We start from the raw sequence: 13,359 nt of genomic DNA on the forward strand, positions 1-13,359 counted from the left end.
GTCGCCGACTACCGGTCGGTGGCCACGGCGAGTTCCAGGATGAAACTCGAGGACGAGACGATGTCGCCGATGCCGACTGTGCCCGCCGGCTCGTCGACGACGCGGTTGGGACAGGCGGCGACCGTGGGGGTCTCGAGGATCCCGTCCTCGGCCGGCTCGTCTATGTGCTCTGCCAGCAGTTCGATCGCCTCGCGGCCCATCGCCGAGGGCTCGTACGCCAGCCCGGTCTCGAGGTCGTCGGGCGACGTGATTGTCCCGCGGGCCGCTTTGGCCGCAGCGTTGACGGCAGCGAACTCGAGCCCCCGTCGAACGGCCTCCGGCGAGTGGGACGACTCCATCACGGCGAGGTGATACTCCATGGCGTGTAACTGAACGCAATCGACGCCGAGTCCCTCGCGAACTGCCTCGAGCATCCGGTAGTGCTCGAGAATTTCGTCCGGTTCGAACGGCGTCGCCTCCGACGGCGGATCCGCCACCACCCCAAGGTTCGCGTCGTCGTGGAGCATCGTCAGCTCGTGCGTATCAGCACCCACGACGTTCGCCGCCGGCAAGATCCACTCGTACATACTTGCTCTGAGGTCGTCGTCGTGGGTGACGGCGTACTCGATGTGGACGTCGACATCGCCTCCTGACCGGAGTCGGCGGATGACCTCGCGTGCGTGGCGGTGTGTCTCCTCGTATCCGTCTTTCACGTGGTCGGGCGTGAGGTTGTGATACCCCGCGAGGAGGGCTCCGTCGACGTCCTCGCCGACCTGATCGATCGTCTTGTCGAGGTCGCCCGCAGTCAGGTCGAACTCCGGTGGTCTCGAGGCGGCGATAAAGCGGGTGTCTTCCGTCGCAGTCACGTCGAAGAACTCGTCGCCTTCCCTGAACTCGAACACCCAGTTGATTTTCGTTCGATCCGTGTTGACGGCCTCGGGCAGTGGGACGTAGCTCACCTGGCTGTCCTCGACGGTCGGATACCGAATCGTCTCGGGGTGTTCGAACATCGACACCTGTCGCTCGGACAGCAGGTACGTGTACGTGATCGGTGCCGTCCCCAGCGCGGTGAGCAGGTTGGTCATGATCCCCGCTTGGCCGCCTATTTGCTGGCTGTCCGGGGGGAGTTCGGACTCGAGGCTCGTCGCGAACTCGTCGGTCATCGCGATCTCGTCGCTCTGGCCGGCCGCCATCGTGTGTGCGATCGCCGCCGCGAGCTCTCGTTTCGACGCCAGCGGACTTGGGGGGACGTCCGCTCCGGGATCGGCCGGTCGCTCGAGAAACGATTCCAGTTTCTCGTCGACCCGAACGATCGCGTCGACGTTCGCGTTGTACGCGATGAACACTGGCAGTGCCTCGAGCGCGGCGATATCCGCCTCCAGTTGGGCGTGGGCGTCCTGCATGACACGGCTTCCTCCCAGACACAGCGGAATAATCCTGGGGTGCCCGTGCCGTCGTCCCCCTGCGAACGTCTTACCGTGCGTGTCGTCCGAGTGACGGACGGACGTCACGAGAGCCGTTCGTCCGGTGGGTCGAGGGGGTAAACGGCGACGCTACGGACGCCGTCGCGGAAAAATCTCGCTGGACGTCGCGGTAGAGACGATCCAGACGGTCGCAAAATACGAAATCTGATTCGTGGTCGTCGGTCATCCGGACTCCCGTCAGTGGGTTCCGGTGGGCCCGCGACCCGTCCTGCAGGCCAACCGGGAACTCGTCACAGGGGTCTGTCTCACTCGAGCGCGTCCTCGAGCCGATCGATAAGTTCTGCGTTGCCGACGTGGAGTGGCACCCTGTCGTGGAGGTCGGTGGGTTCGACCTCGAGTATCGATTGGCTCCCGTCGGAGGAGCGACCGCCGGCCGCTTCGATGAGATACGCGATCGGGTTCCCCTCGAACTGCAGGCGGAGTTTGCCACGGGGGCTGTTCTCGAGGGCGGGGTAGGCGAAGATGCCGCCGTAGGTCAGCACCTGGTTGACGTCGCCGATCATCGCGCCGCCGTACCGGAGTTTGTGACCGGGATCTGACTCGATCTCGCGGACGTACTCCCGGAAGTCGTCGTGCCAGTGGGGAACCCGTCCGCCGAAGCCGTAGACGAGCGGCTCGTCGGGCAAGGTGACGCCTTCCTCGACGACCGTTCGTCCGCCGCCGGTGAGTTCGTACTTCGTGACCGAGCCGTCCCGGGCACACGCCATCGTCGTAATCGGGCCATAAAGGATCCAGCCGGACGCGACGAGCGCGGAGCCCGGCGCGGGGAGGGGTTCGTCGTAGATGCCGAACACCGTCCCCATCGTGTTGTTCGATTTCAGGTTCGACGAGCCATCGAGGGGATCAACGGCGACGTAGACCTGGTCGTCGCCGGCATCGATGATCTCGGATCGTTCCTCGCTTGCGTACTGGCCGACGCCGTCGATCGACGACAGCCGGTCGGCGAGCAGTTCGTCGGCCCAGATGTCGGCCTCGGCCTGTGTCTCGCCGCTGGGGTTCTCCTCGTCGGCTTTCCCCCGGCGACCGACCAGCCCCTGGCGGATCTCGGCCGCCGAGCGGGCGATCGTGGCGACGACGTCGTCGACCGGATCGGGATCGGAGGCGGTCATCCTATTCGGTCGCCTCGAGCGCAGCGTCAGCAGTTTTCTCCTCGTAGATGACTTGCTCGAGTGCGTCGAGCAGTCGGGTTGGATCCTCGCGCTGCCAGACGTTGCGGCCGACGGCCAGACCCTTGGCACCGGCGTCGATGACGGCTTCGACGGTCGAGAGGAACTCGTAGTCCGACGTTTTGGAGCCGCCGGACATGACGACTTTCATGTCGCCGGCACATTTGACGGCGTGGGCCATCGCGTCCTTGCTGCCGGGGTATTTGACCTTCGCGATGTCGGCACCGAGCTCGAGAGCCAGCCGGGTCGCATAGGAGATCGTCGAGGGCTTGGTATCGTTTTTCAGGCCCTGTCCGCGGGGATACGACCACATGACCATCGGGAGGTCGTATTCGCGACCTTTCTCCTGGGCGTCGCGGAACTCCTCGACCATCTCGATCTCGTTGTTCGAGCCGCCGTAGACGGTAAAGCCGAGCGCATCGGCACCCAGCTCCGCGGCGTAGTCGACCGAGCAGTTGACCGCCGAGTCGGGCTCGCCCATCCAGAGGTTCGACGTGCCGTTTAGCTTCAACAGCAGGTTGACGTCGTCCTCGTAGCTGGGGTAGTAGCCCTCGGCGATTCCCTTCTGGACTGCCATCGCGGTAACGGCGTCGTGGGTCGCCGTCTCGAAGACCGTCGACGGGTCGAGTTTCTCCGGAACATCCTCGAAGTCGACTGGACCGTGCTCGAGTCCGTGGTCCATCGCCAGAATCAGTGACTTGCCGTCGCGAACGATCGGAGAGTCGTCGATCGGAATCATCTGTTAGACGGTCCAACAGGCCGCTATAAATCTCTGATGATCCGTCGCATCGAGTATTGAGTACGGCCGTAGTTAGAAATAGTAGCAACGGCGGACGGGAGCCGGTTCGGGCCTGGGATAAACAAAGCGCACCCGCGAGATTACTCGAGCAGGTCCCGGGCGTTGTGTCGCCACATCCGGACGTGTAATACGTTCAGATCCAGCAGATCGGCGACGGTCATCGCGTCGATCGTCGCCAGCCGCTCTGCCGACTGGATGCCGGCCTCGGCCAGCGTGTCGGCGTCAGCGGGGCCGACACCCGTCACCGCCGTTACCGGCGTCGGCTTCGGATACGGTCGCTCCGTAGGCTGGTCTCGAGCGACCGAAATCGGCTCCGTGTGGTCGTACTCGAAGGCCTGCCAGGTCTCGTCCCCGCTGACTTCGATCCACTCGCGTTCGGCCTCACCGAGTCCGCGAACCGCCGTCGAGCGCCGATCGAGATCGCTGTCGGTCTCGAACGACCACGGCAGCGACAACCGTCTGCGGAGGGCGTCCGCGATCGGTTCGGGGACTCCGTCGTCACACAATCGACGGTACGAACACTCCCGCTCGAGGACCACATCGGGGTCGATCCCGGCGTCCTCGAGTGTCTCGCGTTCCGCGGCGTCCAGTCCGGCTTCAGACACCGGTTCGGTCCCGATAGTGGTCTCTGCTCCGGACTCGGCCGCTTCGAGGAGATCGTCTTCGTCGAATTCGAGTTCGACAGCAGTCGCGCCCTCATCCTCGGTGGCGGCCCCGACGTCAACGGTGATTCCGATATCGACGACGCGGGACCTGCCGCCCTCACTCTCGGCTCCCCCCTCACTCGAGTCAGGAACGACATCGTTCTTGCTCACGCGGTTCACCAGTCATCCATAGCTCACACTGTCTCGTCTTGAAACTTGTCCTCGGTCGTCACGCGGCTAATCGCGGGACTGCGGACCGCTAGACAGACACGTTATTGATAGTTGATACACGAGAGTCGAGACGTTCAGTCCGCCGTTCCTTCCATGGGCATCCAGCGTTGCCGCACTCGGCTATTGATCCGTTGCTGGGACGGCATCTTGCGCTCGGCGGCTGATTTCGGGCCGACAGTATGGCCACACATTCGCCGCTCAGCACGTCGTCACTCGAGAAATCGCTCGCCGACGCTGACGTCGCTCGGTGGCATTGCACACTGGTCTTTCTTCCCAAACCAGCGGTAGCGACGGGCGGCGACGAAATCGTACGCCCAGTCGCGGAGGCGACGCGGCAGGACGCGAAACGGGCCGAGCAGGGCATAGATACCGCCGAGGAGTTCCGCGATGCGGATGACCGCGTCCGACTTGGTGTAGCAGTCGTCACCCTCGATGAGGACCACCGACTCGAGCTCGTCCGTCGGGAGGCCGTGTTCGGCTAACAGCTCCTGCCCGACATCGGACTGGAGGGATGCAAAGCGAAAGCGCCCGGTCGTGTCCCGCGGGAGGATAAACTGGACGAACCCGTTACAGAGATTGCAGACGCCGTCGAAGAGGACGACCGGGTGATCGTCCGGGTTCGCATCGCTCATCGGTCACCTACTGGTTGTAACCGTCCGTAGTTCAGCGTTCCGGTCGCGTGAACACGACCAGTCTGGTCCCACGAAACGGTTCAGCAGCGGCTCACTGATGAAGCGGCTGTTCGGACATCTCCGCGCGAAGTTCGTCGAGGCGCGAGCGAGAGACGCCGTCCTCGAACTGCTGGAGGAGTTCGTACACTTCGGCTCGAGAGACTTTGACGTCGCCCTCGCGGACGACATCCTCGGGGCGTTCGCGCAGTTCACGGAGCGTGCCGACCGCCAGCAGATAGGGGATTGCCCACGCTGAGAGCCGGTTGCCGTGCTGTTCGGGCACGATCTCGAGATAGCGCTGGGCGTCGTCGAGGTAGCGTTCGGCGCGGCCTGTCACGCGCTTGATGACGTTCGTGACGCCACCCTGGTGGGCCTCGTCGGTGACGGCCTCGACGTCGACGTCCTCCGCCGCGAGCCACTCGGCGGGGAGATACACGTTGTTCTCCTCGTGATAGTCGTCGTCGACGTCTTTTGCGATGTTGACCAGCTGTAAGAGCAGCGCGAACGAACGGGCGTTTTCCCGCATCTCCTCGGCGCGCTCCTGTGAGGTGCCCCGAGCGACCAAGCCAGTGATCAGGGTGCCGACGGTGCCGGCGGCATACCAGCAATACTCCTCGAGTTCCTCGATCGTCTGGAGCCGCAGGCCGCCCTCGTTCGCATAGCGGCTGGTGAACATCGCCATTCCGTCGACGAGTTCCCGGACCGGCTCGCGCATGATCTCACGGGGCTTCTCGTCGAGCGACTCGAACGTCCGGAGCACTCGCGGCGTCTCGGCGACGACCTCCCAGTCGTCGGTTCGCTCCTCGGGGATCCAGGGCTCGACGTCGTCCATGAACGACGCGACCGACTGCTCGGCGTCCGGATCGAGCAACTCGTCGTACGTCGAGAGCAGTTCCGTCTGGGTCTCCGGCGGGATATGTCCCGCATCCTCGATCGTATCCGCAATTCTGCATAAGAGATATCCGAGACAGATATGTCTCGCCATCGGCTCCTCGAGCCGATCGATCGTGATCGAAAAGGTTCGCGAAACGCCATGAACCGCATCGTAACACCACTCGAGGTCGGCGTCGGTGGGTGGTTCGGGCTGGCCCGTGGTCATCTACTCAAGTTAGTTTGGTGACCATCCGGGAAAAACACCGCGGTCGCGGCGTGATCTTCCGATCGAACGTTGCCAGAGACGAATCCGGGGTGTTAGCCTGCCTCTCGCCGGCTGTGGTGGACCGCTGCCGTCTTGCTCACCGAATCACCGTCGACGACCGCGAGTGGAGCGCCGTTCGTGGCCGACGCCACGGCGACTGGGCTGGAGACAGAAATGAAATATATGCTATAAAAAGAGTAATGCGATGTATGAACATATGGCATAGACACCGATGCCAGGGGGAACAAGCCAAACACTGCGACCGTTTTTGTGGCGTGCAACCAACCTGTATCCCGACACGGAGATCGTCTCTCGTAACCACGACGGGCTGCAGCGATACACCTACAGCGAGTACGACGCGCGGACGTGCCAACTCGCGAACGCACTCGAGGCGGCCGGCATCGAGACCGGCGACCGGGTCGGCACGTTCTGCTGGAACCACTCACGACACTTCGAGACGTACTTCGCCGTGCCGTCGATGGGTGCCCAACTGCATACGATCAATCCGCTACTCCCGGACGCACACATCCAGTACATCGTCGACAATGCCGACGACCAGCTCATTTTCGTCGATCCATCGCTCGCCCCGAAACTTGCGGGCGCGGTCGCCGACGCTGACGACGAGTTCGACGGCGTCGACTTCGTCGTTATGGGCAGCGAGGAATCAGACGACCTCGAGGCGACGCCCTACGAGTCGTTTATCGAGGACCACGAGTCGGACTACGACTGGCCTGACGTCGACGAAGACCAGCCCGCGGGAATGTGTTACACGTCGGGGACGACCGGCAACCCGAAAGGCGTCGAGTACACCCAGCAGATGCTCTGGAGCCACACGATGGCCTCTCAGACGCCACAGGGGATCCCGATGGCCGACGACGACGTCGTCATGCCCGTCGTCCCGATGTTCCACGTCAACGCCTGGGGAATGCCGTTTACGGCGACCGCAGGCGGTGCCAAACAGGTCTTCCCCGGCCCATCGCCCGAACCAGAGGATCTCGCGACCCTCATCGAAGACGAGGGGGTGACGATCAGCGCCGGTGTGCCGACCGTCTGGCTCGGGTTGATGGACTATTGTTCGGAAAACGAGGTCGACCTCTCTGCGCTCGAGACGGTGATCGTCGGCGGCTCGGCGGCACCGAAATCGATGATCGAATGGTTCGACGAGCAGGGTGTCGAGGTCCTTCACGCATGGGGGATGACCGAAACGGCCCCGATCGGGTCGGTCTCTCATCTCAAGGCAGACCTGCACGACGCGGCGTCCGATACCAAAATCGACAAGCGCAGCAAACAGGGGCTGGTGGTCCCCGGCCTCGAGTTCAAAGTCGTCGGCGACGACGGCAATGAAGTCGCCTGGAACGGCGAGGAGTTCGGTGAACTCTGGATCCGTGGGCCGTGGGTGACGACGGAGTATTTCAAACGGCCCGAAGCCAACGAGACGGATTTCGAGGACGGCTGGCTCAAAACCGGCGACGTCGTTACCGTCGACGCGGACGGCTACATGGAGATCGTCGACCGGGAGAAAGACGTGATCAAATCCGGTGGTGAATGGATCTCCTCGGTCGAACTCGAGAACGCGATCATGGCCCACGACGATGTCGCCGAGGCGGCCGTCGTTGGCGTCCCCCACGAGCGCTGGCAGGAGCGGCCGGTCGCGTTCGTCGTTCCCGGCGAGGACGCCGACCGCGAGTCGTTGCCCGACGAAATCGACGACATGCTCGCCGACGAGTATCCCAAGTGGTGGCTGCCCGACGAGATCGAATTTATCAAGCAAGTGCCGAAGACGGCGACGGGCAAGTTCTCCAAGAAGGATATCCGCCAGGAGTACGCCGACCAGTCGCTCGTCGACGGGCAGGTTCCGGACGAGGCCGCTCCGGATCGCGACTAACCCTCGCGTCGCTCGTCCGCCGGATCGCCATACCGATGTTGACTCGTTTCGCACTCGAGGCTAACACTACTAAACAGAACACAGTTTAGACAATACGATAGACGAAATAGCGAACAATAAAGGGCCGAGGCCACGAACCGTCGCATATGGACTTTGGACTTTCCCCCGAACAACAACAGATTCGGGATATGGTATCGGAGTTCGTCGACGAGGAGATCGTTCCTGTCGCCGACGAGATCGACCACGACGACGAGTTCCCGTCCGATCTCATCGACGAGATGGCCAAGCTGGGGCTGATGGGCATGCCCTTCCCGGAGGAGTACGGCGGTGCTGGCCTCGACTATCACTCCTATGCGATCGGCCTCGAGGAAATATCGCGTGGCTCGGGCGGACTCGGAACGATCGTCGCCGCTCATACCTCGCTGGCGGGGAACATGCTCTACGAGTTCGGCGACGACGATCAGAAAGAGGAGTACCTAACGCCGCTTGCAGCCGGTGACGACATCGGCGCGTTCGCACTCTCGGAAGCCGGTGCGGGCAGCGACGTCCCCGCCATGGATACGACCGCCGAGAAAGACGGCGACGAGTACGTGCTAAACGGCGGGAAGCTCTGGATCTCGAATGGCTCCGTGGCCGATACCGTTACCGTGTTCGCGAAGACCGACCCTGACGCGGGCAACAAGGGTATCTCGTCGTTCATCGTCCGTCCCGAAGAGGACGACGGCTTCATCGTCGAAGGCACCGAGGAGAAACTCGGCGACAAGGGCTGTCCGACCGCCGAACTCCGCTTTGACGGCCTCCGTATCCCCGAAGATCGACGGCTCGGCGACGAGGGTGAGGGCTTCGTCCACGCACTGAAGACCCTGAACGGTGGCCGGATCACGATCGCCGCCCGTGGCGTCGGCATCGCTCGCGCGGCCTTCGAGGAAGCACGGGACTACGCCACCGAACGCGAGCAGTTCGGCCAGCCCATCGGCGAGTTCCAGTCGATCAAACACAAGCTCGCGGACATGGACACGAAGATCCAGGCCGCCAAACTGCTCATGCACAAGGCCGCCGACAAGAAGATCCGCGGCGAAAACTACATCAAGGACGCTTCGCAGGCCAAACTCTACGCCTCCGAAGTGAGCCGCGAAGTCGCAAACGAGGGCATCCAGATCCACGGCGGCTACGGCTACACCAAGGACTTCGCCGCCCAGCGGTTCTACCGCGACGCCAAACTCAACGAGATCTACGAGGGCACCAGCGAAGTGCTCCGGAACACGATCGGCGACCAGCTGCTCGAGCAGTAGCGACTGCACATCGTTCGCGAGCCTGACTCGATCGTTAGTCCTCGAGACACGCCCGAACCCACTCGGCGTGCGCTTGTGTCCGTCGTTCTCCAGCGTCAGTCAGCGCATAGACATCGTGAAGTCCCTCGGTTCGCTTCTCGACGAACCCCGCATCGACCAGCGCCGACAGCGAGCCGTAGAACGACTTGGGCTCGAGCCGATCGTCGTAGTGGGACTCGAGGCGTGATTTCAGTTGCTGGCCGCGCAGTTCGACGTCGTCGGCTGCGGCGAGCAGGAAACAGATGTCTCGGCGGCGGCCGCTTCGAAGCCACTTGCTCATGTGACGGTGTCGGCATGGGACACGCTCGAGCGTTATGGTTTCTTATTTCGACTCGAGCCATCGGTGGACAGTCACGATGGCTGTCCAGATGGCCCCGCCAAGGGCGGCGACGCCGAGTAGGGCTCGATCGCCGACCTCGAGCAGTGCGGTGCCGTCGGGAAGGCGATAGTGGCGAAACAGCAGCCACCCAGCGTCTGGATCGCCGAGGACAACATCGCCGGAGCCAACGGCAAGCGAGAGCAACACGGCACCCAAGGCGTAGAGTCCGATCATGGCGAGGGTACCGACGCCCCCGGACAGAAACCGTGCGAGCAGTGGCATGCCTGGCCGTCGGTTGAGCGGCTGGCCACGCGCGCCGTAGATGCCGAAGCCGCGGACGTCACCGGGTGGATCACCCACGCGAACGTCAGCGGGATACTGGTAGAGGACAGCAGCCATCCAGAGGTCGCCGATCGAGCCGGCCGCGTTCGCTGCCAGCGGCACGATCAACACGGGCGTAGGGACGATGACCATCACGGCGATGCCGGCGGCCGTCAGCACCACGAACGGTGCGAGCAGAGCAATGAGTAACTGGTTCCGTGTATAGCGCGCACCGCTGGTTCCGGCGTAGGCGTAGGGCAGAACGAAATGTGAGACGCCGATCCCGTAGTCAGGGCTCTCGCCGTATCGCGCGAGGAACACGCCGTGAAGCAGTTCGTGAGGGACGACCACGCAGACCAGCAGGCCGATTGAGACGGCGAGCCAGCCAAGCACCGTCGGCGGCGACGAGGGCGCGATTACGATCGGCTCGAGTGCGGTGCCACGAACCCAGGCGAGGACGTGCCCGAAGCCGTATGCGAAGCCGAAAAAGCCGATCGCAGAGACGGCAAGCCACTGGAGTGTGACCGCTCGCGTGAGTTCGAACGCCGCGAGCGGCCGGCGGGCCGTCTGTGACTCGGAACGGCTCACGAGGCGACTCTCGAAGGCAACCGAAAAATCGGTGTCGATGTGCGTCCGCCGTGGCCATGTCGGTCAGGGACAGAAGATCGGCTCCCTGTGTCGGTCCCAGCGAGGCATGTCAGACGAGAACCGATAGATACCCGGTGGTTGCCTCGCGATGTTCGTTCATGACCGACGCCGACGAGCGGACGGCCGATGCAAACGGCATTACGGCCACTTACGAGGAAACCGAGACGGAACGACTCCTGACGTTCGAGCACGAAACGGGCACTACGGCAGCGATCGCACAGAACCGCGAGGGATACGCGATGTTGAAAGTGCGGCCAGCCGCCGATGGCGACGAACTCGAGCGCTACTACGGGTTCGATATGGCACTCGACCACGTCGGCGAACTACTGGCCGTCTCGCCGCACGACCTCCCGATTCCGGACGCGGCCGCGGACATGGGAATGTAGCGTCGGACGACGACCACAGCGGCCGGTGTCGCCGCCTCGGAGTCGACTTGCTTGCCGGATTCGCTCACGGTTGTGCCACGAGCCGATCGGCTGAAAGCGGAAAAAACTAGTCGAAATGCGAAGGGGGCGGATGAAAGCGGCAAAAGCGGGAGCCATAAATATCAGGAGTCAAACGATGTAGACGAGAATAGCCGTGGCAACAGAGTCGTTCCCCCGTCCGATCAGTACTCGACGACGCTTTTCAGCGCTGCTCTCAGTGACTGCACTGGGCGTTTACTTGCTGTTGATCGTCGGCGCGACGACCTCGCTGACGAACGCGACCGCGTCGTGTTCGACGTGGCCGACCTGCCACGCACCGGTCGACCCGCTGAGCCAGACCGAACTCGCGATCGCGTGGGCCCACCGGCTGACGGCCGCCGTCGTTGGCCTGCTCGTCGCCACGACGGCGATCGCTGCGATCCTCGGCGATGTCTCGAGCCGTGTCCGGTCGATACTCGTCGTTGGCGGACTCCTCTATGCCGTCCAGATCGGCGTCGGTGCCGTCACCGCGACGGTCGGCCCCGCCGCGATCGTTCCCGGGCTCCACCTCGCACTCGGGCTCGTGATCTTCTCGGCGGTCGTCCTCGCGCTCGCCTGGGACCTCGAGCTTGCGACCGGCAGCGACGACGACGCGATCGAGTCGCCGGAACCGCTCGAGGAACTCGAAGCGGATGTCCCGACGGCGTCCGAACGGACGCTCCCCTCGAGCCGGCTGGCCCGCGCACGGCTCACTGCGATTGCGTACTTCCGCATGACGAAACCACGCCTGATGTGGCTGCTCTGTCTGGTCGCCGCCGCCGGCATGGCACTGGCTGCCGGTTCCGACCTCAAGCTCTCGACCATCCTCGCGACGCTCGGTGGCGGCGTCTTGGCGATCGGCGCGAGTGGAACCTTCAATCACGTCCTCGAGCGCGACGTCGATCAGCAGATGTCGCGGACAGCAGAACGGCCGCTCGCGGTCGATCTGATTCCGGTTCGAAACGCGCTCGCGTTCGGATTTGCGTTGACCGTCGCGTCGCTTGCGTTGTTCCTGACGATCAACCGATTGGCCGCGGCGCTCGGCCTCGCCGCGATCCTGTTTTACAGCGTCGTCTACACCCTCATGCTCAAGCCGAACACGGTCCAGAACACGGTCATCGGCGGCGCTGCGGGAGCGTTGCCCGCGCTCATCGGCTGGGCTGCGGTCACCAACGAGATCGGAATGCCGGGACTGGCACTCGCGGGCCTGATCTTCCTCTGGACGCCGGCACACTTCTATAACCTCGCGCTGGCCTACAAGGACGACTACGCCCGCGGTGGCTTCCCGATGATGCCGGTCGTCCGCGGGGAGACCGTCACTCGAAAACACATCCTCTACTACATCGCCGCGACGCTCGCGAGCGCAATCGCACTGACCTGGATTACCGACCTCGGCATGCTGTACGCCGCGACGGTCGTCCTCTTCGGGGGGATCTTCCTCTGGGCCGCCGTTCGCCTGCACTTCGAACAGACCGAGGCCGCGGCGTTTCGCTCGTTCCACGCCTCGAACGCGTTCCTCGGAGCCGTGCTGGTCGCAGTTCTGGTAGACGCGATGGCGTTCTGAATTGCTCGAGACGGCGACGCTTACGGTTTAACTGCAGTTACGACACAGCCGGTCGCACGGCGACTCTGGGTTCGTGTGACACCCGTTTCGGTGTTACGTAGCTGCCGTCATCGCCGACACCACCGTCACTATCGACCAGAGACGCAATGGTGCCGTTACCGATTTCGATCGTCATGCAAATCCCAGACAGGTCGGCATCGCCGTGTACGCTGCCATAGACTCCGTTTCTTGCTTCTCTCGAGCATATGAGTCGTCACCTCACTGCCGGTGACGCCGTGTTTCTCCCGGATGCCCACGGTCGCCGCAGCTGTATGGCGCGTCTCGTCGTCGGTGGTCTAGGAGACTGATGCCCGATGTCGACGTGGCTGATCCGAGATCGGACTGTTCGTCGCCCTCGTCACGTCGGTAGTTTCTTTCGCAGTCGGATCGTCGTCACCTGAACCTGCCACTACCAGCGTCGACGTGCTCCTCGTGGTTGCTCGGACCGATCGGCGTTTCCGGGACTGTGAGAAGTGGGATCTCGCACTGGCTGTTCGGAGTACATTCGTGGCCGACTGTGACGATCCTTGCTGGTCGTCTGCCGGCTCGAGGCCGAGTTTTCGTCGTTCCGTCCTGCCACTCCTAGCCTTCGAGTAGCGTCCTCCCGATTGGCGTCACGGCCTCACCAGAAGCAATGCTCGTCTGATACCACAACACTGTGTATCCGAGCAACCGCGACGAATCGCACCGTGGATGC

At 63.4% G+C, this 13,359-nt stretch carries 12 protein-coding genes; 4 read left to right on the forward strand and 8 right to left on the reverse strand.

What is annotated here, in order from left to right:
- Window positions 1–8: 8 nt before the first annotated feature.
- The 6 genes from C476_RS03250 to C476_RS03275 all read right to left on the reverse strand — a co-directional run bounded on the left by C476_RS03250 (window position 9) and on the right by C476_RS03275 (window position 6,073).
- Window positions 9–1,382: an ADP-dependent glucokinase/phosphofructokinase gene (locus C476_RS03250; protein WP_008009812.1), complete on the reverse strand. Its 1,374-nt coding sequence runs from the start codon at window positions 1,380–1,382 to the stop codon at window positions 9–11.
- Between the two features lie 326 nt (window positions 1,383–1,708).
- Window positions 1,709–2,572, reverse strand: a complete 864-nt coding sequence (locus C476_RS03255; protein ID WP_008009814.1) for a class 1 fructose-bisphosphatase — start codon at window positions 2,570–2,572, stop codon at window positions 1,709–1,711.
- Window position 2,573: 1 nt separating this feature from the next.
- Window positions 2,574–3,368, reverse strand: coding sequence for a class I fructose-bisphosphate aldolase (locus C476_RS03260; RefSeq protein ID WP_008009815.1), 795 nt, complete (start codon window positions 3,366–3,368; stop codon window positions 2,574–2,576).
- Between the two features lie 140 nt (window positions 3,369–3,508).
- Entirely contained in the window at window positions 3,509–4,243 is a 735-nt protein-coding gene (locus C476_RS03265) for a hypothetical protein (RefSeq protein ID WP_049911555.1), read from the reverse strand.
- Between the two features lie 269 nt (window positions 4,244–4,512).
- On the reverse strand, window positions 4,513–4,935 hold the full coding sequence (locus tag C476_RS03270) for a thiol-disulfide oxidoreductase DCC family protein (RefSeq protein WP_008009820.1): 423 nt from the start codon (window positions 4,933–4,935) through the stop codon (window positions 4,513–4,515).
- A 91-nt stretch (window positions 4,936–5,026) separates the two neighbouring features.
- On the reverse strand, window positions 5,027–6,073 hold the full coding sequence (locus C476_RS03275) for a phytoene/squalene synthase family protein (protein WP_008009822.1): 1,047 nt from the start codon (window positions 6,071–6,073) through the stop codon (window positions 5,027–5,029).
- A gap of 271 nt (window positions 6,074–6,344) precedes the next feature.
- Between C476_RS03275 and C476_RS03280 the strand changes: the two genes are divergently transcribed.
- Together C476_RS03280 and C476_RS03285 are read left to right on the forward strand one after the other, a co-directional pair.
- Window positions 6,345–7,997: a long-chain fatty acid--CoA ligase gene (locus C476_RS03280; RefSeq protein WP_008009824.1), complete on the forward strand. Its 1,653-nt coding sequence runs from the start codon at window positions 6,345–6,347 to the stop codon at window positions 7,995–7,997.
- A gap of 146 nt (window positions 7,998–8,143) precedes the next feature.
- Window positions 8,144–9,289: an acyl-CoA dehydrogenase gene (locus C476_RS03285; RefSeq protein WP_008009826.1), complete on the forward strand. Its 1,146-nt coding sequence runs from the start codon at window positions 8,144–8,146 to the stop codon at window positions 9,287–9,289.
- Between the two features lie 34 nt (window positions 9,290–9,323).
- On the opposite strand, the gene C476_RS03290 is transcribed toward C476_RS03285, so the two are convergent.
- Both C476_RS03290 and C476_RS03295 read right to left on the reverse strand, forming a co-directional pair.
- The gene (locus C476_RS03290; protein WP_008009828.1) at window positions 9,324–9,608 is read right to left on the reverse strand and encodes a PadR family transcriptional regulator; all 285 of its coding nucleotides are present in this window, start codon (window positions 9,606–9,608) and stop codon (window positions 9,324–9,326) included.
- Between the two features lie 42 nt (window positions 9,609–9,650).
- Window positions 9,651–10,556: a DUF3267 domain-containing protein gene (locus tag C476_RS03295; protein WP_008009829.1), complete on the reverse strand. Its 906-nt coding sequence runs from the start codon at window positions 10,554–10,556 to the stop codon at window positions 9,651–9,653.
- Window positions 10,557–10,714: 158 nt separating this feature from the next.
- Here C476_RS03295 and C476_RS03300 point away from each other — a divergent pair, with 158 nt between their 5' ends.
- Together C476_RS03300 and C476_RS03305 are read left to right on the forward strand one after the other, a co-directional pair.
- Window positions 10,715–11,002 carry a DUF7111 family protein gene (locus C476_RS03300; protein ID WP_008009831.1) on the forward strand — a complete coding sequence of 96 codons (288 nt, stop codon included), beginning with the start codon at window positions 10,715–10,717 and terminating at the stop codon, window positions 11,000–11,002.
- Window positions 11,003–11,195: 193 nt separating this feature from the next.
- Window positions 11,196–12,623: a heme o synthase gene (locus C476_RS03305; protein ID WP_049911556.1), complete on the forward strand. Its 1,428-nt coding sequence runs from the start codon at window positions 11,196–11,198 to the stop codon at window positions 12,621–12,623.
- Window positions 12,624–13,359: the final 736 nt, after the last annotated feature.

Origin of the sequence: Natrinema limicola JCM 13563 (assembly GCF_000337475.1) — an archaeon.
Lineage (GTDB): Archaea > Halobacteriota > Halobacteria > Halobacteriales > Natrialbaceae > Natrinema > Natrinema limicola.

Excerpts from the sequence above, each read along its gene's own strand:
- C476_RS03250 (WP_008009812.1), bottom strand. The coding sequence starts at position 1,382 with ATGCAGGACGCCCACGCCCAACTGGAGGCGGATATCGCCGCGCTCGAG.
- C476_RS03255 (WP_008009814.1), bottom strand. The coding sequence starts at position 2,572 with ATGACCGCCTCCGATCCCGATCCGGTCGACGACGTCGTCGCCACGATC.
- C476_RS03260 (WP_008009815.1), bottom strand. The coding sequence starts at position 3,368 with ATGATTCCGATCGACGACTCTCCGATCGTTCGCGACGGCAAGTCACTG.
- C476_RS03270 (WP_008009820.1), bottom strand. The coding sequence starts at position 4,935 with ATGAGCGATGCGAACCCGGACGATCACCCGGTCGTCCTCTTCGACGGC.
- C476_RS03275 (WP_008009822.1), bottom strand. The coding sequence starts at position 6,073 with ATGACCACGGGCCAGCCCGAACCACCCACCGACGCCGACCTCGAGTGG.
- C476_RS03280 (WP_008009824.1), top strand. The coding sequence starts at position 6,345 with ATGCCAGGGGGAACAAGCCAAACACTGCGACCGTTTTTGTGGCGTGCA.
- C476_RS03285 (WP_008009826.1), top strand. The coding sequence starts at position 8,144 with ATGGACTTTGGACTTTCCCCCGAACAACAACAGATTCGGGATATGGTA.
- C476_RS03290 (WP_008009828.1), bottom strand. The coding sequence starts at position 9,608 with ATGAGCAAGTGGCTTCGAAGCGGCCGCCGCCGAGACATCTGTTTCCTG.
- C476_RS03300 (WP_008009831.1), top strand. The coding sequence starts at position 10,715 with ATGACCGACGCCGACGAGCGGACGGCCGATGCAAACGGCATTACGGCC.